General features: G+C 54.5%; 17 protein-coding genes and 1 pseudogene. 5 read left to right on the top strand and 13 right to left on the bottom strand.

The genetic code is table 11. From position 1 onward, the window contains the following. The first annotated feature begins 271 nt into the window (after window positions 1-271). A pseudogene (locus ACSZPU_RS03805) lies at window positions 272-2,970 on the top strand (cation-transporting P-type ATPase). An 86-nt stretch (window positions 2,971-3,056) separates the two neighbouring features. Here the strand turns inward: ACSZPU_RS03805 and ssb1 are convergent. Next, entirely contained in the window at window positions 3,057-3,593 is a 537-nt protein-coding gene (gene ssb1 / locus ACSZPU_RS03800) for a single-stranded DNA-binding protein SSB1 (RefSeq protein ID WP_498995627.1), read from the bottom strand. Between the two features lie 249 nt (window positions 3,594-3,842). On the opposite strand from ssb1, the gene uvrA reads away from it, so the two are divergent. Further along, window positions 3,843-6,668 carry an excinuclease ABC subunit UvrA gene (gene uvrA / locus ACSZPU_RS03795; protein ID WP_498995625.1) on the top strand — a complete coding sequence of 942 codons (2,826 nt, stop codon included), beginning with the start codon at window positions 3,843-3,845 and terminating at the stop codon, window positions 6,666-6,668. Window positions 6,669-6,682: 14 nt separating this feature from the next. Here the strand turns inward: uvrA and ACSZPU_RS03790 are convergent, their stop codons facing one another. The 6 genes from ACSZPU_RS03790 to dnaB form a co-directional block, all read right to left on the bottom strand. Then, the gene (locus ACSZPU_RS03790) at window positions 6,683-7,051 is read right to left on the bottom strand and encodes an MmcQ/YjbR family DNA-binding protein (protein ID WP_498995623.1); all 369 of its coding nucleotides are present in this window, start codon (window positions 7,049-7,051) and stop codon (window positions 6,683-6,685) included. A gap of 2 nt (window positions 7,052-7,053) precedes the next feature. Further along, window positions 7,054-7,470, bottom strand: coding sequence for a secondary thiamine-phosphate synthase enzyme YjbQ (locus ACSZPU_RS03785; protein ID WP_498995621.1), 417 nt, complete (start codon window positions 7,468-7,470; stop codon window positions 7,054-7,056). 103 nt (window positions 7,471-7,573) lie between these two features. Then, window positions 7,574-8,278 carry an acid phosphatase AphA gene (aphA, locus tag ACSZPU_RS03780; protein WP_498995620.1) on the bottom strand — a complete coding sequence of 235 codons (705 nt, stop codon included), beginning with the start codon at window positions 8,276-8,278 and terminating at the stop codon, window positions 7,574-7,576. Window positions 8,279-8,461: 183 nt separating this feature from the next. Beyond that, complete coding sequence (gene tyrB / locus ACSZPU_RS03775; protein WP_498995619.1) at window positions 8,462-9,655, bottom strand: aromatic amino acid transaminase; 1,194 nt, start codon at window positions 9,653-9,655, stop codon at window positions 8,462-8,464. 211 nt (window positions 9,656-9,866) lie between these two features. Beyond that, window positions 9,867-10,946, bottom strand: a complete 1,080-nt coding sequence (gene alr, locus ACSZPU_RS03770) for an alanine racemase (protein ID WP_498995616.1) — start codon at window positions 10,944-10,946, stop codon at window positions 9,867-9,869. Between the two features lie 145 nt (window positions 10,947-11,091). Beyond that, window positions 11,092-12,498 (bottom strand): replicative DNA helicase, encoded by a 1,407-nt coding sequence (gene dnaB / locus ACSZPU_RS03765; protein WP_498995615.1) that lies wholly within the window; start codon window positions 12,496-12,498, stop codon window positions 11,092-11,094. 82 nt (window positions 12,499-12,580) lie between these two features. Here dnaB and ACSZPU_RS03760 point away from each other — a divergent pair, with 82 nt between their 5' ends. Next, window positions 12,581-13,564 (top strand): quinone oxidoreductase, encoded by a 984-nt coding sequence (locus ACSZPU_RS03760; protein ID WP_498995613.1) that lies wholly within the window; start codon window positions 12,581-12,583, stop codon window positions 13,562-13,564. Window positions 13,565-13,872: 308 nt separating this feature from the next. Here the strand turns inward: ACSZPU_RS03760 and pspG are convergent, their stop codons facing one another. The 3 genes from pspG to ACSZPU_RS03745 form a co-directional block, all read right to left on the bottom strand. Continuing rightward, the gene (pspG, locus tag ACSZPU_RS03755) at window positions 13,873-14,115 is read right to left on the bottom strand and encodes an envelope stress response protein PspG (protein ID WP_498995611.1); all 243 of its coding nucleotides are present in this window, start codon (window positions 14,113-14,115) and stop codon (window positions 13,873-13,875) included. 136 nt (window positions 14,116-14,251) lie between these two features. After that, entirely contained in the window at window positions 14,252-15,250 is a 999-nt protein-coding gene (gene dusA / locus ACSZPU_RS03750) for a tRNA dihydrouridine(20/20a) synthase DusA (protein WP_498995610.1), read from the bottom strand. An 83-nt stretch (window positions 15,251-15,333) separates the two neighbouring features. Next, entirely contained in the window at window positions 15,334-16,650 is a 1,317-nt protein-coding gene (locus tag ACSZPU_RS03745) for a conjugal transfer protein TraF (RefSeq protein WP_498995608.1), read from the bottom strand. A 275-nt stretch (window positions 16,651-16,925) separates the two neighbouring features. Here ACSZPU_RS03745 and zur point away from each other — a divergent pair, with 275 nt between their 5' ends. Beyond that, window positions 16,926-17,441 (top strand): zinc uptake transcriptional repressor Zur, encoded by a 516-nt coding sequence (gene zur / locus ACSZPU_RS03740; RefSeq protein WP_498995605.1) that lies wholly within the window; start codon window positions 16,926-16,928, stop codon window positions 17,439-17,441. A 107-nt stretch (window positions 17,442-17,548) separates the two neighbouring features. On the opposite strand, the gene ACSZPU_RS03735 is transcribed toward zur, so the two are convergent. The 3 genes from ACSZPU_RS03735 to ACSZPU_RS03725 form a co-directional block, all read right to left on the bottom strand. Further along, complete coding sequence (locus ACSZPU_RS03735; protein WP_498995603.1) at window positions 17,549-17,758, bottom strand: CsbD family protein; 210 nt, start codon at window positions 17,756-17,758, stop codon at window positions 17,549-17,551. A 261-nt stretch (window positions 17,759-18,019) separates the two neighbouring features. Next, a complete protein-coding gene (gene lexA / locus ACSZPU_RS03730; protein WP_498995601.1) occupies window positions 18,020-18,631 on the bottom strand; it encodes a transcriptional repressor LexA in 612 nt (203 codons plus the stop codon). 108 nt (window positions 18,632-18,739) lie between these two features. Then, window positions 18,740-19,108, bottom strand: coding sequence for a diacylglycerol kinase (locus ACSZPU_RS03725; protein ID WP_498995599.1), 369 nt, complete (start codon window positions 19,106-19,108; stop codon window positions 18,740-18,742). A gap of 129 nt (window positions 19,109-19,237) precedes the next feature. Here ACSZPU_RS03725 and plsB point away from each other — a divergent pair, with 129 nt between their 5' ends. Continuing rightward, window positions 19,238-21,658 carry a glycerol-3-phosphate 1-O-acyltransferase PlsB gene (gene plsB / locus ACSZPU_RS03720; RefSeq protein ID WP_498995598.1) on the top strand — a complete coding sequence of 807 codons (2,421 nt, stop codon included), beginning with the start codon at window positions 19,238-19,240 and terminating at the stop codon, window positions 21,656-21,658. The last annotated feature ends 49 nt before the right edge of the window (window positions 21,659-21,707 follow it).

Genomic DNA, 21,707 nt, shown 5'->3' with positions numbered 1-21,707 from the left:
CGGCCTCATTTCTCGCTGCCGTCCAGATCAGATGCATCGCTCTCTGGGCTAAAATCTTGTGACGACACTATCTAACATACTCTTCCTCCTGAAATAAACTTACAATTCTAAAACATCATTTCACAACGTTATCTAAACGAGAAAGATAAATATTAAATAGCCAATCACCATTGATTGAAATCAAAAAACAAGAGACTTTAATCTTATAGGATTCTCCCGAACTTAATTATTTCATTATTTTATTTTTTGAGGATATTTCACATTGACCAGAATGCCGAACTCGCGTCGTCTCCATTCTGCGCCACTCACTGAAAGAAAATGGTATCAGCTTTCTATTGAAGAGGTGCTGGCAAAAAAGGATAGCCAGAAGAGTGGGTTAGAACAGGAAGAAGCCAAAAAACGACTCACTCAATATGGTGCTAACAGGCTGCCGGAAAAAGCGGGGAAACCTCTTTGGCTACGCTTCCTGGCACATTTCCATGATGTTCTGATTTATGTCTTAATTGCCGCAGCTGTGCTGACGTCGGTAATGGGGCATTGGGTCGATACCGCGGTTATTCTTGGCGTTGCCGTAATTAATGCCCTGATCGGCCATATTCAGGAAAATAATGCGGAGAAATCGCTGAAGAGTATCCGCAATATGATTGCCAGCGATACTGTTGTTATTCGTAATGGTAAGCACGAAACTATTCCCACGGCTGACCTTGTTCCGGGTGATATTGTTGTCCTGCGCGCAGGTGACCGTATTCCCGCCGATTTACGTGTGCTTGAAGCACATAATTTGCGTGTTGAGGAAGCGATCCTCACCGGCGAATCCACCGTTGTCGATAAAATAACGGATACGCTGGAGGGCGAACTTTCCCTTGGCGACGCAAGAATCTGCTCTTCTCCGGCACGACGATCAGTGCGGGTGCCGGGTTGGGGATTGTCGTCGCGACAGGTGCGGACACGGAGCTTGGCCACATCAACGAAATGATGTCGTCCATCAGCAAGCATCAGACACCGCTGCTGGTCCAAATGGACAAGCTGGGTAAGGCCATTTTTGCCCTCATTATCGCCATGATGGCCAGCCTGTTTGTCTTTAGCCTGTGGCTGCGGGACATGCCCCTCGGCGAGCTGCTGCTGTCCCTGATAAGCCTGGCGGTTGCGGCGGTTCCTGAAGGGTTGCCAGCAATCATCTCCATTATTCTTTCCCTGGGCGTTCAGGCGATGGCGCGCCAGCGTGCCATTATCCGTAAGCTGCCTACGGTAGAAACGCTCGGGGCTATGTCGGTTATCTGCTCGGATAAAACCGGCACCCTGACCATGAACGAAATGACGGTGAAAGCCATTATCACCGCCGACTGCTGCTATCGCGTTGACGGTTCCAGCTACGAACCGGTTGGCGATATTCATCTGGAAGGCAGCGATGTCCCTGTCAGCCCACAACCGGGCAGCGTGCTGACCCGTTACCTGCGCACCATTGATCTTTGTAATGACAGTCAGCTTCTGCGCGACGAACAAGGACACTGGGGCATTACCGGTGGCCCGACCGAAGGGGCGTTAAAAGTTCTGGCAGCAAAAGCCAGCCTGCCCGCTGTCGATACTGAGCTGCACAGTAAAATCCCGTTCGATTCGCAGTACAAATACATGGCAACGCACTTCTCTGTCGCCGGGGAAGAGCAGATTCTGGTAACGGGCGCGCCGGACGTGCTGTTCGCACTTTGCCAGCATCAGCAAGAAACCGCCGGTATCCGTGCCTTTGAGCGCGACTACTGGGAGCGTGAGATGGCGCGTTACGCCCGCGAAGGGTTGCGTATGGTCGCGGCCGCGTGGAAGCCCGCATCAGGCGGAACACTCACCCACGACAGTCTGAATGACGGGCTGATCTTCCTGGGCATTGCGGGGATGATGGATCCCCCGCGCCCGGAAGCGATCGACGCCATTCATACCTGCCAGCGCGCAGGGATCCGCGTGAAGATGATCACCGGCGATCACCCGGAAACCGCAATGAGCATTGGCGGCATGCTGGGGATCCGCAACAGCAGCCACGCCGTCACCGGCTATGAGCTGGAGAAAATGGATGACGCCGCGCTGGCCGAAGCTGCCGTTCAGTACGATATATTCGCCCGTACCAGCCCGGAACATAAGCTGCGCCTGGTGAAAGCCCTGCAGGAGAAAGGGGAAATTGTCGGCATGACGGGCGACGGTGTTAACGACGCCCCGGCGCTTAAGCAGGCGGATGTCGGCATTGCGATGGGGATTAAGGGTACGGAGGTGACCAAAGAAGCGGCCGATATGGTCCTCACCGACGACAACTTTGCCACCATTGCCGGTGCGGTACGTGAAGGTCGCCGCGTCTACGACAACCTGAAAAAGACCATTCTGTTCATCATGCCGACCAACCTGGCGCAGGGGCTGTTGATTATCATTGCCCTGCTGGCGGGCAACGTCATTCCGCTGACGCCGGTGCTGATTCTGTGGATGAACATGGCAACCTCCGCCACGCTGTCGTTCGGCCTGGCGTTTGAAGCGGGTGAGCGCAACATCATGCGTCGTCCACCGCGGCAGACCAGTGAAAACGTGATGGACAGGTTTGCCATCTGGCGCGTGGGTTTTGTCGGTACGCTGATTGCCTGCTGCGCCTTTGCGCTCGAAGCCTGGCTGCAGCCGCGTGGACACAGCGCCGAGTTTATCCGTACCGTGTTGCTGCAGACGCTGGTCACCACACAGTGGGTTTACATGCTGAACTGCCGAGTCTCCGACGGTTTCTCGCTGACCCGTGGTCTGCTGAAAAACAAAGGGATCTGGATGGTCAGCGGTATCCTGCTGGTGCTGCAGTTGGCCATCATCTACCTGCCGTTTATGCAGATGCTGTTTGGCACGGAAGCACTGCCGCTGCACTACTGGGCGTTCACTTTCGCCATCGGCGCAGGCTTGTTCTGTATCGTCGAGCTGGAGAAATTGCTCACGCGACGCTTTCGTCGATAGCCCATAATAAAAAACCCCGCATGGCGGGGTTTTTTTTCGCTACGATTCCCGTAAAGGATCGTACTGAGAAGGCCGATGGCCTGTAATCAGAACGGAATATCGTCGTCGAAGTCCATCGGCGGTTCGTTAGACGGTGCCGGAGCTGCCTGCTGCGGACGAGACTGCGCGCCGCCGCTGAACTGGTTGCCGCCCTGCGGCTGCTGAGGCTGACCCCAACCGCCCTGCTGGCCCTGGCCGCCGCCCATGTTGCCGCCTGCCGGAGCGCCTCCGCCCTGACGGCCACCCAGCATCTGCATGGTGCCGCCAACGTTAACCACGACTTCAGTCGTGTATTTCTCTGAACCGGACTGATCGGTCCATTTGCGGGTACGCAGCTGACCTTCGATATACACCTGAGAACCTTTACGCAGGTATTCACCGGCCACTTCCGCCAGTTTGCCGAACAGCACAACGCGGTGCCATTCAGTCTGCTCTTTCATTTCGCCGGTCGCTTTGTCGCGCCAGGATTCGGAGGTCGCCAGCGTAATGTTGGCAACTGCACCACCACTCGGCATGTAGCGTACTTCCGGGTCCTGCCCCAGATTACCGACGAGAATCACCTTGTTTACGCCTCTGCTGGCCATGATCGAGTCTCCTGAATACGTTTCTAAATAGTGTAAGCACGCTAGTGTACCATTTCCACGTGGTCTTTCGAAAGTTTCGAAGCATCTTCCAGAGTTCTCGCGAACTATACATTGTTGCACAATTTGCCTGGTATCGCATTCCAATACTGTATATTCAAACAGGTTAAATTGTGTCATAATTAGCCGTTTCTGACCGCCGGTTGTCCTTCAAACAGACCAGGCATGTCGAGTTATTACCGGGAAAGGTGAATGGATAAGATCGAAGTACGGGGCGCGCGCACCCATAATCTCAAAAACATCAACCTCGTCATCCCACGCGACAAACTGATTGTCGTGACCGGGCTGTCAGGTTCGGGTAAATCATCACTGGCTTTCGACACCCTGTATGCCGAAGGGCAGCGTCGCTACGTTGAATCACTTTCCGCTTATGCCCGTCAGTTCCTCTCACTGATGGAAAAGCCAGACGTTGACCATATTGAAGGGCTCTCTCCTGCTATTTCTATCGAGCAGAAGTCAACCTCGCATAACCCGCGTTCCACCGTCGGGACGATTACCGAAATTCATGACTACCTGCGTCTGCTGTTTGCCCGCGTAGGTGAGCCGCGCTGTCCGGATCATGACGTTCCACTGGCGGCGCAAACCGTCAGCCAGATGGTCGACAACGTGCTGGCACAGCCGGAAGGCAAACGCCTGATGTTACTGGCACCGGTCATTAAAGAACGTAAAGGCGAACACACTAAAACGCTGGAAAACCTTGCCAGTCAGGGTTATATACGCGCACGTATTGATGGCGAAGTCTGCGACCTTTCCGATCCGCCGAAGCTGGAACTGCAAAAGAAACACACCATTGAAGTCGTGATCGATCGCTTCAAAGTGCGCGATGATCTGGCGCAGCGCCTGGCGGAGTCGTTCGAAACCGCGCTGGAGCTTTCCGGTGGCACGGCGGTGGTCGCCGATATGGATGACCCGAAAGCGGAAGAGCTGCTCTTCTCCGCCAACTTCGCCTGCCCGATTTGCGGCTACAGTATGCGCGAGCTGGAACCACGCCTGTTCTCGTTCAACAACCCGGCGGGTGCCTGCCCAACCTGTGATGGCCTGGGCGTACAGCAGTATTTCGATCCCGATCGTGTGATTCAGAACCCGGAGCTGTCGCTGGCGGGCGGTGCGATTCGCGGCTGGGATCGTCGTAACTTCTACTATTTCCAGATGCTGAAATCCCTGGCGGACCACTACAAATTCGATGTGGAAGCGCCATGGGCCAGCCTCAGCCCGACCGTGCACAAAGTGGTGCTGTACGGTTCCGGCAAAGAAAACATTGAGTTCAAGTACATGAACGACCGTGGCGATACGTCCGTACGTCGCCACCCGTTTGAAGGCGTGCTGCACAATATGGAACGTCGCTATAAAGAGACGGAATCCAGCGCGGTACGTGAAGAGCTGGCGAAATTTATCAGCAACCGTCCGTGCACAACCTGCGACGGTACGCGCCTGCGCCGTGAAGCCCGCCATGTCTTTGTTGAAAATACGCCGCTGCCGACCATCTCTGATATGAGCATCGGCCACGCGATGGACTTCTTTAACAATCTGAAGCTGTCCGGTCAGCGCGCCCAAATCGCCGAAAAAGTGCTGAAAGAGATTGGCGATCGCCTGAAATTCCTCGTTAACGTCGGCCTGAATTACCTGACACTGTCCCGCTCGGCAGAAACCCTCTCCGGCGGCGAGGCGCAGCGTATCCGTCTGGCAAGCCAGATTGGTGCCGGTCTGGTGGGCGTGATGTACGTACTGGATGAGCCGTCCATTGGCCTGCATCAGCGTGATAACGAACGCCTGCTTGGCACGTTGATTCACCTGCGTAACCTCGGTAACACGGTTATTGTGGTCGAACACGATGAAGACGCGATTCGCGCTGCGGATCACGTGATTGATATCGGCCCTGGCGCAGGGGTACACGGTGGCCAGGTGGTAGCGGAAGGCCCGCTCGACGCCATTATGGCGGTACCGGAATCGCTCACCGGACAGTACATGAGCGGCAAACGCAAAATTGCGGTGCCGAAAAATCGCGTTAAAGCCGATCCGGAAAAAGTGCTCAAACTGACCGGAGCGCGCGGCAACAACCTGAAAGACGTGACGCTGACGCTGCCGGTTGGGCTGTTCACCTGTATCACCGGCGTGTCCGGTTCCGGTAAATCGACGCTGATTAACGATACGCTGTTCCCGATTGCCCAGCGCCAGTTGAACGGCGCCACCATCGCCGAACCCGCACCGTATCGCGACGTTCAGGGCCTGGAGCATTTCGATAAAGTTATCGATATCGACCAGAGTCCGATTGGCCGTACGCCACGTTCCAACCCGGCAACCTATACCGGCGTCTTTACGCCAGTTCGTGAACTGTTCGCCGGTGTGCCGGAATCCCGTTCACGCGGCTACACCCCAGGGCGTTTCAGCTTTAACGTTCGCGGCGGGCGCTGTGAAGCCTGTCAGGGCGATGGCGTCATCAAAGTTGAGATGCACTTCCTGCCGGATATCTACGTGCCGTGCGACCAGTGCAAAGGCAAACGCTATAACCGCGAAACGCTGGAAATTAAGTACAAAGGCAAGAGCATCCACGAAGTGCTGGATATGACGATTGAAGAAGCCCGTGAGTTCTTCGATGCCGTCCCGGCGCTGGCGCGTAAGCTGCAAACCCTGATGGATGTCGGCCTGACCTACATTCGCCTGGGCCAGTCTGCGACCACGCTCTCCGGCGGCGAAGCGCAGCGCGTGAAGCTGGCGCGCGAGCTGTCAAAACGCGGCACCGGCCAGACGCTGTACATCCTCGACGAACCCACTACCGGCCTGCACTTCGCCGATATTCAACAACTGCTGGAGGTTCTGCATCAGTTGCGCGACCAGGGCAACACCATCGTGGTGATTGAGCATAATCTGGACGTGATCAAAACCGCGGACTGGATTGTTGATCTCGGTCCGGAAGGCGGCAGCGGCGGCGGGGAGATTCTCGTTTCCGGCACGCCAGAAACCGTCGCCGAGTGTGAAGCCTCACACACGGCGCGGTTCCTGAAACCGATGCTGAAATAGTCTTCCGGGCAGGATTATGCCCGGGAAGATGCGGAGTAAAGCTGTTGCCTGACCGGTTCAGGCAACAGCTCTATCGCCTGTTTGTATGAGGCATCCACGAGGTAGTAAATCTGCGAATCCGGTAGCGAGCCGTCGAGATAGACGGTGCTCCAGTGCGCTTTGTTCAGATGTTGACTTGGACGCACGTCGCTATGCTGCTGACGCAGTAGATCAGCCAGTTCCGGACTGGTTTTCAGAGACGCGGCCGGGCGTCCTTCCACCTCTTTCACCATCGCAAACAGCACGTCAGAAACCTTTATCTGCGTGGCCTTCCAGTCGCTGTGTACGCTCTGCTCGGCCCCCGACTTCGCCATGCAATACTGCAATAACTCCGAAATTGTCATCTTTATTCCCCTTGTAGCGTCGCAATGATTTTTCGCGAACCGCCGTGGATACGATGCTCTCCCAGCCAAATCCCCTGCCACGTCCCAAGCTGAAGACGCCCGCTGGCGACAGGGAGTAATAACGACACACCCAGCATGGACGACTTAATATGCGAAGGCATATCGTCTGCGCCTTCGTAGTCATGCTTGTAGTGGGCGTTATCCGGTACCGCTTGCAGAAAATGCTGCTCCATATCGTGACGGACGGTAGGGTCGCAATTTTCATTCAGGGTGAGAGAAGCGGAAGTATGCTGGAGAAGCAGATGCAACAATCCCGTTCTGATGCGGGACAGATCGCGGATCTGCCCCAACACCTCATCAGTGACCAGATGAAAACCCCGGGATTTTGCCCCGAGGACGAGAGTCTGTTGATACCACATCTGCTGCTTCCTTTTAAAAGACGAATCTTTTTAAGTGTGCAGCAAGTCGGCGAAAGGTAAAACCCGGCAGAACAGATTTGCTTAAAAAAACAGCAACACAATCTTAATACTCGGAATTGACGATCACCTCTTCACCAAACGCACCCGCTTGTGGCAGAGGACGGTAGGTTGAATTCGAGGCGCGCAGAATGCGCACCGGACGGGCTTCACTTGCTTTGGCCGCCGTGATGTCTTCATCCGAATCGCCGTAGAAGATCTTGATTTGCTTGTCGCTCAGCCACTGCGTTTTGCTGTTCTGTCCGTCTTTGACCCCGGCAAAGATCACCAGATTCATATTCGCCGCCGGAATCAAAAAATCTTCCTGCAGGGTTTTTGTGACGCTTTCCGTCGCCGTCTGGCTGCGTCCGGTGATGAAGTAAATACTGTCGCCGCGCTTCACGTGCATCGCGATCAACGCCCGCGCGACCTCCTTGGGAATGCTGAACTCATCCCAGCCGTTGTTCATTTTTTCCCAGAATTCCGGGTTCTTGAGATAGGCTTCGCTGTCCGGGGAGTACATTTTTTTGCCACGCCAGAAACCGGGGCTGGAAAACAGGACCGTATCGTCAATATCAAAGCCGACGGCCATCGGCGGGCGATCCACAAGACTGTTTTCAATCTGCGCAACGGAAACCCAGTGAACGGGGGCCTGTTCTGCCAGTTTGGCAACGTTGGTACCTGTGCTGTCCGGCGTCGGCGTCGAAGCCTGGGTAAAGAACGCGCCGGTGAGCGAAAACGATAAGCAGAGGGCTAATGTGAACTTTCGCATATTTATCCCTAAATTTTCAGTTCGTTATGATTAGATATTGTGCAAATGGTCAAAAAGCTATCTGACCATACCCTCTGAGGCGGGGGAAAGGAAGGCGTTTCTGCGGTTTCATCATAGAAAACAGGAATATCCGCAGCAGAATCGCGGTATTTTCCTCCCTTGCGGGAGGAAAATATGCGGCGATTACATCACTGCGGCGAATGCCTGGGCAACACGGTGCACATTGCGGCTGTTAAGCCCGGCAACGCACATACGCCCACTGGCGATGAGGTAGACACCAAACTCTTCACGCAGACGAGCAACCTGCGCAGCACTCAGGCCGGTGTAGCTGAACATACCGCGTTGTTTAAGCAGATAGTCAAAGTTACGCCCCGGAACGGCCTCTTTCAGCACGTTTACCAGTTCCTGACGCATGGCCAGAATGCGGGTGCGCATCGTCTCAACTTCTGCCAGCCATGAGGCTTTCAGCGCCGTATCGCCCAATACTGTCGCCACAACCTGCGCACCGAAATTCGGTGGGCTGGAGTAGTTACGACGCACCGTCGCTTTCAACTGGCCCAGAACGCGGGAAGCCGTTTCCGCATCGTCACAGATGATAGAAAGTCCACCAACGCGCTCGCCATAGAGGGAGAAAATCTTGGAAAACGAGTTGCTGACCAGCGCCGGTAAACCTGCGTCGGCAATCGCGCGGATCGCATACGCATCTTCCTCCATGCCGCCGCCAAAGCCCTGATAGGCGATGTCGAGGAACGGGATCAGGTTGCGGGCTTTCAGCACTTTTACCACGTCATCCCACTGTGCGTTCGTCAGATCTGAACCGGTCGGGTTGTGGCAGCACGGGTGCAGCAGAACGATGCTCTTCTCTGGCAGCGTCTCGAGTTTTTCCAGCAGCGCGGTGAAGCGCACACCGTTGGTTTCACTGTCGAACCAGGGGTAGGTGCTGACGTTAAAACCCGCACCTTCAAAAATGGCGACATGGTTTTCCCACGTCGGATCGCTGACCCACACGCCGGAATCCGGGAAGTAGCGTTTCAGGAAGTCGGCACCGACTTTGAGCGCGCCGGAGCCGCCCAGCGTCTGGATGGTTGCCACGCGTTTTTGCACTACCACCGGGTGCTCGGCGCCAAACAGCAGCGGCACAATGGTGTTGCGATAGGTATTCAGGCCTTCCATCGGCAGATAGAGAGACGCACCGTGCGGCTGAGCGTTGAGGCGAGCCTCTGCTTCGGCCACCGCCTGTAGCTGAGGAATGATGCCATCCTCGTTGTAATACAAGCCGATGCTGAGGTTAACTTTGTCGCTGCGCGGGTCTTCTTTAAAACGCTCCATCAGGGTAAGGATGGGATCGCCAGCGTAGGCGTCAACTTTTTGAAACACGAGGTGGTTCTCCAGGTTTACAGTAGGAAGGATAAGACACAATAAACCGGAAGAGAGAGAAGGTCGAGCGGGATGTTTGTGCCGAGTCGTCTGATGCCCTCACCCCGGCCCTCTCCCACGGGGAGAGGGAGAAAAACCACTGCCCGAGGCGGGCAAAAATCGTAGCCCGGATAAGGCGTTTACGCCACATCCGGGAAATGCCAACCCAACGTTAATCGACGTATTTCAGGGCAGCACGCGACGTCAGACGGGTAATCAGCTCGTAGGCGCTGACGCCGGTGATTTCCGCGATGCGCTCGACGGGCAAACCCTCCCCCCAGAACACCACCGAATCACCGACAACGTCCTGCGCATCCGGGCCTAAATCGACGCAAATCATGTCCATCGCCACCCGGCCAACGATTGGCACTTCGCGGCCATTGACCAGCACAGGCGTGCCGGACGGCGCCGCACGCGGATAACCATCGCCATAGCCCATCGCTACCACCCCCAGGCGCGTATTACGCTCACTCACCCAGGTTCCACCATAACCGACCGCATCACCCGCTTTGTGCTCGCGCACGGCAATCAGGCTGGAGGTCAGCGTCATCGCGGGCTGGAAGCCAAAATCTTCCCCCCACGGGTGACGGTCAAGCGGCGACACGCCGTACAGAATGATGCCCGGGCGAACCCAGTCAAAATGTGCCTGCGGCCACAGCAGCGTACCGCCAGATGCGGCGATAGAACGCTGGCCAGGCTTGCCGTCGCTAAAGGTGGTGAAAATATCGAGCTGACGTTCTGTCGCACCGCACTCCGGCTCATCGGCACGAGCAAAGTGGCTGACAATGTTCACCGGCTGGCGCACATTTTTGCACTGGGTCAGCCGCTGGTAGAAGGCCTCAGCTTCCTCCGGGTGCACGCCCAGACGGTGCATGCCGGTGTCGAGTTTCATCCACACGGAAACCGGCTCGGCCAGATCGGTCGTTTCCAGCGCCGTGAGCTGTTCCACACTGTGCACCACAGCATCAAGCCGGTGAGCAGAAACCAGCGGTAACTCGTCGGCGGTAAAGACCCCTTCGAGCAGCAGGATAGGATGGGTGATACCGCCATCGCGCAGGCGAAGGGCCTCTTCGAGACGGGCGACGCCGAAAGCGTCGGCATCGGGGAGCGTTCGCGCGGTCTCAAGAAGACCGTGTCCGTAGGCGTTCGCTTTCACAATCGCAACCAGGCGACTGGCAGGGGCCAGTTCGCGCAGACGTTGAAGGTTGTGTCGCAGAGCGCGGCGGTTGACTACAACAGTTGCCGCTTGCATTTGAATTCCTTAATAAAAGAATCTCCTAAATCATTCGTGTTGCAGGAAGGCGACAAGCCTGAGAATCCCCGGGAGCTTAGTAAACTAAGTGACTGGGGTGAACAGGCGTAGTCAACGCATCTGCGGCATGAAGGATGACGGAGATTTACTCGTCGTCGTATTGTGGACCGGCATAGTTGTCGAAGCGCGACCACTGTCCGTTAAAGGTCAGACGCACCGTACCGATTGGGCCGTTACGCTGCTTACCAATAATGATTTCCGCGATCCCTTTCAGGTCACTATTCTCGTGATAAACCTCATCACGATAGATAAACATGATTAAGTCGGCGTCCTGCTCGATGGAGCCGGATTCACGCAGGTCGGAGTTGACCGGACGTTTATCCGCACGTTGTTCCAGGGAGCGGTTAAGCTGCGACAGGGCAACAACCGGCACCTGCAGCTCTTTCGCCAGCGCTTTCAGAGAACGAGAAATCTCTGCGATCTCCAGCGTACGGTTGTCGGACAGCGACGGCACGCGCATCAGTTGCAGGTAGTCGATCATGATAAGCCCGATGCCGCCGTGCTCGCGGGCAATACGGCGCGCACGGGAACGAACCTCTGTCGGCGTCAGGCCGGAAGAGTCATCGATATAGATGTTGCGTTTTTCCAGCAGGATACCCATGGTGCCGGAGATACGCGCCCAGTCCTCGTCATCAAGCTGACCGGTACGGATGCGCGTCTGATCCACACGCGACAGCGAGGCCAGAGAACGCATCATGATCTGCTCGGAGGGCATCTCAAGACTGAAAATCAGAACCGGTTTGTCCTGTAACATCGCCGCATTTTCAACGAGGTTCATCGCAAAGGTGGTTTTACCCATCGACGGACGCGCAGCGACAATGATCAGATCCGACGGCTGCAAGCCCGCGGTTTTCTTGTTGAGGTCATCGTAGCCCGTATTCACCCCGGTGACACCGTCGTGCGGCTGCTGGAACAGCAGCTCAATACGAGCAACGGTCGCCTCAAGCACATCTGCGATGTTTTTCGGGCCTTCGTCTTTATTCGCACGGCTTTCAGCGATTTTGAAAACCCGCGACTCAGCAAGGTCGAGCAGGTCTTCACTGGTGCGCCCCTGAGGGTCGAAACCGGCACTGGCGATTTCATTAGCGACGGAGATCATCTCACGCACGACCGCACGTTCACGCACGATATCCGCATAAGCGCTGATGTTCGCCGCACTTGGCGTGTTTTTGGACAGTTCAGCCAGATAAGCAAAGCCGCCGACGATATCCAGCTGCCCTTGCAGCTCCAGTGATTCCGCCAGCGTAATCAGGTCGATGGGTTTGCCCATCTCCTGCAAACGATGCATCTCCGTAAAGATATGGCGATGCGGGCGGGTGTAAAAATCCTCCGCCACAACGCGCTCGGCAACATCGTCCCAGCGCTCGTTATCCAGCATTAAACCGCCCAACACCGACTGCTCCGCTTCAATGGAATGGGGCGGTACTTTCATCCCCTCGACCTGAAAATCGCGGGGTTCAGTCTGTTTGTTGAAGGGTTTATTTCCTGCCATAGTGAATGGAGTTACCGAGATAAAGGATGGGTCGAAACTTTATCATATAAAGCTAGCCCTAACGATACGTTCTGGAGGAAGCATGGCGACAAGAATTGAATTTCACAAGCATGGTGGCCCTGAGGTATTGCAAGCCGTTGAGTTTAATCCCACCGATCCGGCGGAAAATGACGTCCAGGTCGAAAACAAAGCCATAGGGATTAATTATATCGACACCTACATTCGTAGTGGTCTGTATCCACCCCCGTCAATGCCGAGCGGCTTAGGGACCGAGGCCGCGGGCGTGGTCAGCAAAGTTGGCTCCGGCGTAAAACATATCAAAGTGGGCGACCGTGTGGTGTACGCCCAGTCCGGGCTTGGTGCCTACAGCTCCGTACACAACGTCCCGGCAGACAAGGTCGCTATTCTGCCAAAAGCCATCTCGTTCGAACAGGCTGCCGCCTCTTTCCTTAAAGGGCTCACGGTCTTTTATCTGCTGCGTAAAACCTACGAAATCAAACCTAACGAAGTGTTCCTGTTCCATGCGGCGGCAGGCGGCGTGGGGCTGATTGCCTGCCAGTGGGCGAAGGCGCTGGGAGCAAAACTGATTGGCACCGTGGGTTCCGCGCAGAAAGCCCAACGCGCTCTACAGGCGGGCGCATGGCAGGTGATTAACTACCGCGAAGAGAACATCGTTGAACGGGTGAAAGAGATCACCGGTGGGAAAAAAGTGCGCGTGGTGTACGACTCAGTCGGTAAAGATACCTGGGAAAACTCCCTCGATTGCCTGCAACGCCGCGGCCTGATGGTGAGCTTTGGTAACGCCTCCGGGCCGGTATCCGGCGTCAATCTGGGCATTCTGAACCAGAAAGGCTCGCTGTACGCGACCCGCCCTTCCCTCAATGGCTACGTGACGAACCGTGAAGAACTGGAAGAGGCAAGCAATGAGCTGTTCTCGCTGATTGCCAGCGGTGTGATCAAAGTGGATGTGTCTGATGCGCAGAAATTCGCGCTGAAAGATGCGCAGCGGGCGCATGAGGTTCTGGAAAGCCGTGCAACACAAGGGTCGAATTTGTTGATTCCGTAAACCTGGCCTCCGAAATAATTCATGTTGCAGGCAGGCGGCCAGTGAGTGAATGCCCGGGAGCTAACTCAAGTAAGTGACCGGGATGAATGAGCGCAGCCAACGCACCTGCGGCTTGAAGTATGAAGGAGGTAGAAAGAATTAGGGCTTCCCAAGGGAAGCCCATTCTTTTTTTAGTTCGGCTGTATGTAGGGTACAGCTCGATGAATTCGTTAACGCGGCGATAGTGACAGATTTGATAAGTAAATCCTATTCGGTTCTTAGCAAAGCACCTGGAAAAGTGTTGAGGTTGTGATCAAGAGCTCAATACTTTAGTAACGCCAACGGTTATTGCGCTGATATTGAGGAACTTTTGGTGTTTTAATCGCCCGGATAATCCAGACCACCGCAACCGCCAGCAGTAACCACGGCAACAGTTTGATCATCAAAGCAAAAAGACCGCCCAAAAACATCACTGCGGTTGCCACCAGCAGTGCCGCCATAATGCCCAGCAGTGACACACCGGTGGCGAGTAGCACAACAAAAAAGCCGATAACAAACAGTAATTCCAACATGGCGCGCTCCCAATAAGTCGATAATGACATCAAAACTACTACAAGAAGTGTGCCAGTTTTATTTTATTGATTTATAAAAGAAAAGACTCCACATCATGATGCAGAGCCTGGTGAATTTGACCATTTTTTAGCGAAATTATTCGCGGTTTGCCACGAGACTCAGCGCGTGTTCCAGTACCGCGACATCGGCACCGGCTTTGTGCGCATTCTCGCTCAGATAGCGACGCCACTGACGCGCCCCGGGGATCCCCTGAAACAGGCCCAGCATATGGCGGGTGATATGGCCGAGGTAAGTCCCCTGCTGCAGCTCGCGCTCAATGTAAGGATACATCGCTCGCACGACCGCGACCGGGTCGGCGTCTACGACATCCGCACCGAAAATTTCCCGGTCAACGCGCGCCAGAATGCCTGGATTCTGATATGCCTCGCGGCCGACCATCACGCCATCCATATGTTCCAGATGGGTTTTAGCCGCCTCCAGCGAGGTAATGCCGCCGTTAATCGACATCGTCAGATGCGGGAAATCTCGTTTAAGCTGGTAAACACGCGGATAATCCAGCGGGGGAATTTCACGGTTCTCTTTCGGGCTTAAACCAGAAAGCCAGGCTTTGCGCGCGTGGATAATAAACATCTCGCATTCGCCTTTGCCGGACACGGTATTGATAAAATCGCAGAGAAATTCGTAGCTGTCCTGATCGTCAATGCCGATGCGGGTTTTGACCGTCACCGGAATCGACACCACGTCGCGCATCGCTTTCACGCAATCCGCCACCAGTTGTGCATTGCCCATCAAGCACGCACCGAACATGCCGTTCTGCACGCGATCGGACGGACACCCCACGTTGAGGTTGATCTCATCGTAACCGCGCTGCTCCGCCAGTTTTGCGCAATGCGCGAGCTGCGCCGGGTCGCTGCCACCCAATTGTAGTGCAACCGGGTGCTCTTCATCGCTGTATGCCAGGTAATCGCCCTTACCATGAATAATGGCCCCCGTGGTGACCATCTCGGTATAGAGCAGCGTATGGCGTGAAAGCTGGCGCAGGAAATAGCGGCAATGGCGATCCGTCCAGTCGAGCATCGGCGCGATGGAGAAACGGTGAGCGGGATAAGCAGCAGACTGAATTTCTGACGACATGGCGAATAAATAAGCTTTAGGTAAAAAAGGGGCGCTACTATAGCACAAAGAAAAACCGGAGGCGCGAGGCCTCCGGTTGTCTATCAGAATGTCATGCTCAGCTGTGCGCCAGCACCCCATGTCTGGCTCTCACCCACCAGCCCCATCAAGTCGATATGCACGCGGTTAAACGGCGCAAACCCCACACCGCCGGTGAAGTAGTTGCTTTCATCACCTTTCACATCGGCACGGTAACCGGCACGAACCGCCAGCCAGCTCAGGGGGCGAACCTCTGCACCGACACCGACGAACTGTGAGTTTTTCTCGCTCTTAAAGCCTTTGGTTTCGGTCAGATCACCGTCTGTACTCAGCGTCACCAGATCGTTATGCCAGGCCGCACCTGCGGTCACCAGCGGACTGATTTGGTAGGTGTCTTTGTAGTTTTTAACCTCACCGGTTCGGCCATTGGTGATCAGAATATCTTTGGTATCGATGTCGCGTGAGATCAGGTTTTGCCCGGTCAAGCCGACGGTGAAGTTGCCCGTGAGGTCCGCCGCCAGGCCGACATCGATGTTAAAACCGGTATCATCCTTACGGTATTTGCTCTTCTTCCACTCGTTTTTGTCGTAATCATAAATCGACGTGGTGTAGTTATAGATCCACGACTTTTGCAGTTTTGGCGTCACGCCAACGGAAAGCGGAATGCCGCCAACGTCGAACTGATGCGCCAGGGCGATACCAAAATCAGTGATGATGGCCGCTCGGCCCGATGCCGTAGAGTTCAGATTTTTGGTGATCTCGTCAGAACCATTTGGCGAGGTCAGGGCTTCCACTGCAACACCCGCAGCGACCGTATCGCTATTCTGGATACCACGCAGATAGGTGATATCGTTCGGATCGTTGGTGGAGTTCACACGGGCGTGGGCATAAGCTTTGGTGACAAAAGCAGCAGAAACCACATGATTAGGAATACTGACGGCAATACCGGCCCCGGCGTTCGCACTGGCGGTTTTACCTTTCAGGAAATCAAGCGAGTCCGCAACATCTTTCGCCGCCATCTGGAAATCATCGATAGTGCCAACAGGATCGAGCAGGATATCCCCCAGATCGAGGTTATCTATCGTACTCTTGTAATGGTCAATTTTGTTACTGATATCATTGATTTCATCGCGCAAATTACCCTCATCGGTAACCTGTGCGCTAATGCTTGGGAAAATAACCGTTACATCGTCTTCCGGTTTTGCCTTTGCCAGCAAAGCCGGGTTGATTAATGCACCACTACCGTAATTTGCGGAGGCAACGCCTGTTCCCCCCATTGCATCATTACGCGCTTCTGCCCAGGTATTAGCTGCTCCTGCCTGATTTGCCACAAAAAAGGAGACAGCGATAGCGACCACCGAAAGTTTAAGATTGTTTTTCACAGTATGCGTCTCGTAATCAAATGAGTTTTTTTATGCCCCTGCTAGTTGTGACAAGGACAGGGAGGCTCTATTGCTGCGAATAACACTGAAAAAATAGGCTATTTCTAACGAATGTAATAAAACGTTACAGAAGATGTTGTTATAAGAAGTGACCATCAATATTTATAGAAGACACATTGCGATTGTGAAAGGCGAAGGCACGGTCGCGATCTCGGCGTTTGGTGCAGAACATGATAAAGTGGGGGCACATGTTGCCCATTCATGAGAGAACGCCTATGGATAAGACCACTTCGCAAGAGATGCTCGCGCAGGCCGAAAAACTGTGCGTGCAGCGCAACGTGCGCCTGACTCCGCAGCGCCTCGAAGTGTTACGCCTGATGAGTCTGCAACAGGGAGCCATCAGCGCTTACGATCTGCTCGACCTTCTGCGTGAGACCGAGCCACAGGCCAAACCGCCAACGGTTTATCGTGCGCTGGATTTTTTGCTGGAACAAGGGTTTGTGCATAAGGTGGAGTCCGCAAACAGCTATGTGCTGTGCCATCTCTTCGACCAGCCAACGCACACTTCTGCGATGTTTATCTGCGATCGCTGTGGCGTGGTGAAAGAGGAGCAGGCGGAGGGCGTGGAAGACATCATGCACGCGCTGGCAGCAAAACGCGGTTTTGCGCTGCGTCATAACGTCATTGAAGCACACGGACTTTGCGCCGACTGCGCGGAGGTTGAGGCCTGCCGACATCCCGGCGAATGCCATCACGATCACACCATTCAGTTGAAGAAAAAATCGCGCTAGTCGCGATTTTTTTTATCTCTCAAGCCGGAAAATTGAGGGTGGTACATCCATGTACCGTTCGGGCAGGGTAGCCACAGAGGGTTTACACATTGAGGGGTTGTGTAGGACTACCAGTGGTACTCGTTGCGGTTTTCCCAATCAACGACTTCTTTTTCCGCTTTCTCTTTGGCGTAGCCATAACGTTCCTGAATCTTACCGACCAACTGGTTGCGTTTACCTTCGATGATGGTCATATCATCGTCAGTTAATTTACTCCACTGTTCTTTCGCTTTACCTTTGAACTGTTTCCAGTTACCGCGGACTTCGTCTTTATTCATCGTCATATCCTCATCATTGGTTACGAACAGCGTTTCTTTCTGTCGTTACGCTCTGAATGTCCTGAACGTGATAATAATTGTAGTTAAGGATATCGACCGCGAAGCTTTATTCGGAATTTTTAACCATTAAAGAAAAAAATATAAGTATGGTTATGCTGAAAAAACGGAATGCGATCAGGAGGATAAAGCGCAGGTTAAAGCTTTGTCAGGAAGGGAAAGCAACCGTGACAGCGGGCGTGCCGCCACGGTTCAGAAGCCGGATTACAACCACTCACCATTGCGGATAACGCCCACCGCCAGACCTTCAATAGTGAAGTTCTGCTCGCGCAGGTTGACCACAATGGGGGAAAACTCGCTGTTTTCCGGCAGCAACTGCACGGTATTACCCTGTTTTTTCAGTCGCTTAACGGTCACTTCATCGTCAATACGAGCAACAACGACCTGACCATTACGCACATCCTGAGTTTTATGCACAGCCAGCAGGTCGCCGTCCATAATGCCGATATCTCTCATCGACATACCGCTTACACGCAGCAGGAAGTCCGCGTTGGGTTTGAAGAGAGAAGGATCAACCTGATAGTGGCCTTCGATATGCTGCTGTGCCAGCAGAGGCTCACCAGCAGCGACGCGCCCGATAAGCGGCAGCCCGATGTCTTCTTCTTCAAGCAACAGACGAATACCGCGTGACGCGCCGGACACGATCTCAATAACGCCCTTACGCGCAAGCGCTTTCAGGTGTTCTTCTGCTGCGTTTGGGGAACGGAACCCCAACTGCTGCGCGATCTCCGCACGCGTCGGCGGCATACCCGTCTGGTTGATTCGATCGCGAATGAGATCGAACACCTCTTGCTGCCTGGCCGTTAAAGCTTTCATTCCGCCCCCTGGGTGTATATACAGTTATGCTGTGAGTATATACAGCTAAAGGTGATTTTGAAACCAAAATTACGCAAAAAACCAGCAGGTAACGTAAATCTGGAAGCCTTATCGAAAATGGCCCCACAACAGAGAGAGCCAGGTAAACAGCGCCACAAGAATCGTCATTAATACCGCAGCAGACCCCATATCTTTCGCACGCCCGGACAGCTCGTGAAACTCGGACCCAATACGGTCAACTACCGCTTCAATTGCGCTATTGAGGATTTCCACAATCATGACCAGCGCCACCGAGCCAATCAGTAATACGCGGGTGATGGCGTCGACATCAAGGAAACAAGCGATAATAATTGCCAGGATGACCGCAACGGACTCCTGGCGAAAGGCAGCTTCGTTTATCCATGCAGCACGGACGCCCTTCCAGGAATAGCCGGCAGCTTTAATAATACGGGTCATGCCAGTGGTGTTATTGGCCATGAAAAGAACCTTTTTATGTTATGAGCATCAATCTCTATGTAAGGTTATAGAGGTACAAAAGAATTTGTGCGCGCTTTCTGATATTCTTGCGGCGCATTGGCATTAATAACCAGAGGCTTTACATCCTTTATGTCCGGCTGGCCACGAATTTACTACAAATTACTTAATTTACCATTAAGCGTGCTGGTAAAAAGCAAGTCTATCCCGGCGGAACCCGCCCAGGAATTAGGGCTCGATACGTCACGCCCTATTATGTACGTTTTGCCTTATAACTCTAAGGCAGACTTGCTGACCTTGCGCGCTCAATGTCTGGCACATGACTTGCCCGACCCTCTCGAACCGCTTGAAATCGACGGCGTTGAACTGCCGCGCTATATCTTCATTCACGGCGGACCGCGTGTCTTTACCTGGTACACGCCAAAAGAAGAGTCGATCAAGCTGTTCCACGATTATCTCGATCTGCACCGCAGCCACCCCGACCTGGATGTCCAGATGGTACCGGTGTCGATGATGTTTGGCCGCTCTCCGGGTCGCGAGAAAGGTGAGATGAATCCACCGCTGCGTATGCTCAATGGCATCCAGAAATTCTTTGCGATCTCCTGGCTGGGGCGCGACAGCTTCGTGCGTTTCTCTCCACCGGTTTCGCTGCGCCGCATGGCAACTGAGCACGGCACGGATAAGATTATCGCGCAAAAACTGGCACGCGTGGCACGTATGCACTTCGCGCGCCAGCGTCTGGCTGCGGTTGGTCCGCGTCTGCCCGCCCGTCAGGACCTGTTTAATAAGCTGCTGTCCTCGAAAGCTATCGCCCGTGCCGTAGAAGACGAAGCGCGCAGCAAGAAAATCTCCCACGATAAAGCGCAGCAAAACGCGATTGCGCTGATGGAAGAGATTGCGGCCAACTTCTCCTACGAGATGATCCGCCTGTCAGACCGTATCCTCAGCTTTACCTGGAACCGCTTGTATCAGGGCATTAACGTGCATAACGCGGAACGCGTTCGCCAGCTCGCCCACGACGGCCATGAAATTGTCTATGTGCCCTGCCATCGCAGCCACATGGACTATTTGCTGCTCTCTTACGTGCTCTATCATCAGGGGCTGGTGCCACCGCATATTGCTGCCGGTATCAACCTGAACTTCTGGCCAGCGGGTCCGATTTTCCGCCGCCTGGGGGCGTTCTTCATTCGTCGCTCTTTCAAAGGCAACAAACTCTATTCCACCGTCTTCCGCGAATATCTTGGCGAGCTGTTCCAGCGCGGCTATTCTGTTGAGTACTTTGTCGAGGGTGGTCGTTCACGTACAGGCCGTCTGCTGGATCCGAAGACCGGTACCCTGTCGATGACCATTCAGGCGATGCTGCGCGGTGGCTCGCGCCCGATCACGCTGGTGCCTATCTACATTGGTTACGAGCACGTGATGGAAGTCGGTACCTACGCCAAAGAGCTGCGTGGGGCGACGAAAGAGAAAGAAGGTTTTATGCAGATGGTGCGCGGCTTAAGCAAGCTGCGTAATCTCGGTCAGGGCTATGTGAACTTCGGCGAACCTATCCCGCTGATGAACTACCTGAATCATCGCGTGCCTGAATGGCGCGAGTCTATCGATCCTATCGAGGCGGTACGTCCCGCCTGGCTGACACCTACGGTGAACGCCATCGCCACCGATTTGATGGTGCGCATTAACAATGCCGGTGCGGCAAACGCCATGAACCTGTGCTGCACTGCGCTTCTGGCCTCTCGCCAGCGTTCGCTGACCCGCGAACAGCTTACCGAGCAGTTGGATTGCTACCTCAGCCTGATGCGCAATGTGCCGTACGCCGCCGATTCCACGGTACCGACCGTAACGGCGAGCGCGCTTATCGATCATGCGCTGCAGATGAACAAGTTCGAGGTAGAAAAAGACACCATTGGTGACATCATCATTCTGCCGCGCGAGCAGGCCGTCCTGATGACGTACTACCGCAACAACATTGCGCATATGCTGATGTTGCCGTCGCTGATGGCGGCCATCATCACCCAGCATCGTCATATCTCTCAGAACGAAATGCTGCACCATGTTGAACTGCTCTACCCGATGCTGAAAGCCGAGCTGTTCCTGCGTTGGGAAAAAGAGGAGCTGGCTGGCGTGCTGGAAAACCTTGCGCAGGAAATGCTGCGCCAGGGGCTGATCACCATGAAAGATGACCAGCTTTATATCAACCCGGCCCATTCCCGTACTCTGCAACTGCTGGCGGCTGGTGCCCGTGAAACGCTGCAACGCTATGCCATCACCTTCTGGCTGCTGAGCGCGAATCCGTCCATGAACCGCAGTACGCTGGAGAAAGAGAGCCGCACGCTGGCACAGCGCTTGTCCGTTCTGCACGGTATCAACGCGCCAGAGTTCTTCGATAAGGCGGTATTCAGTACGCTGGTGCTGACCCTGCGTGACGAGAAGTATATTAGCGATACCGGCGATGCCGAACCGGCGCAGACGCTGGCGGTGTATCAACTGTTGGCTGAGCTGATGACCTCTGATGTGCGTTTGACGATTGAGAGCGCAACGCAGAGCGAATAAAGGTTGTGCTGCCTGATGCCCTCACCCACCGGGAGAGGGTGCAAACACT

It is taken from the genome of Phytobacter sp. V69 (assembly GCF_965644215.1).
Lineage (GTDB): Bacteria > Pseudomonadota > Gammaproteobacteria > Enterobacterales > Enterobacteriaceae > Phytobacter.
The sequence above is the reverse complement of the archived record's forward strand: the minus strand, read 5'-3'. Positions and strand labels throughout refer to the sequence as shown.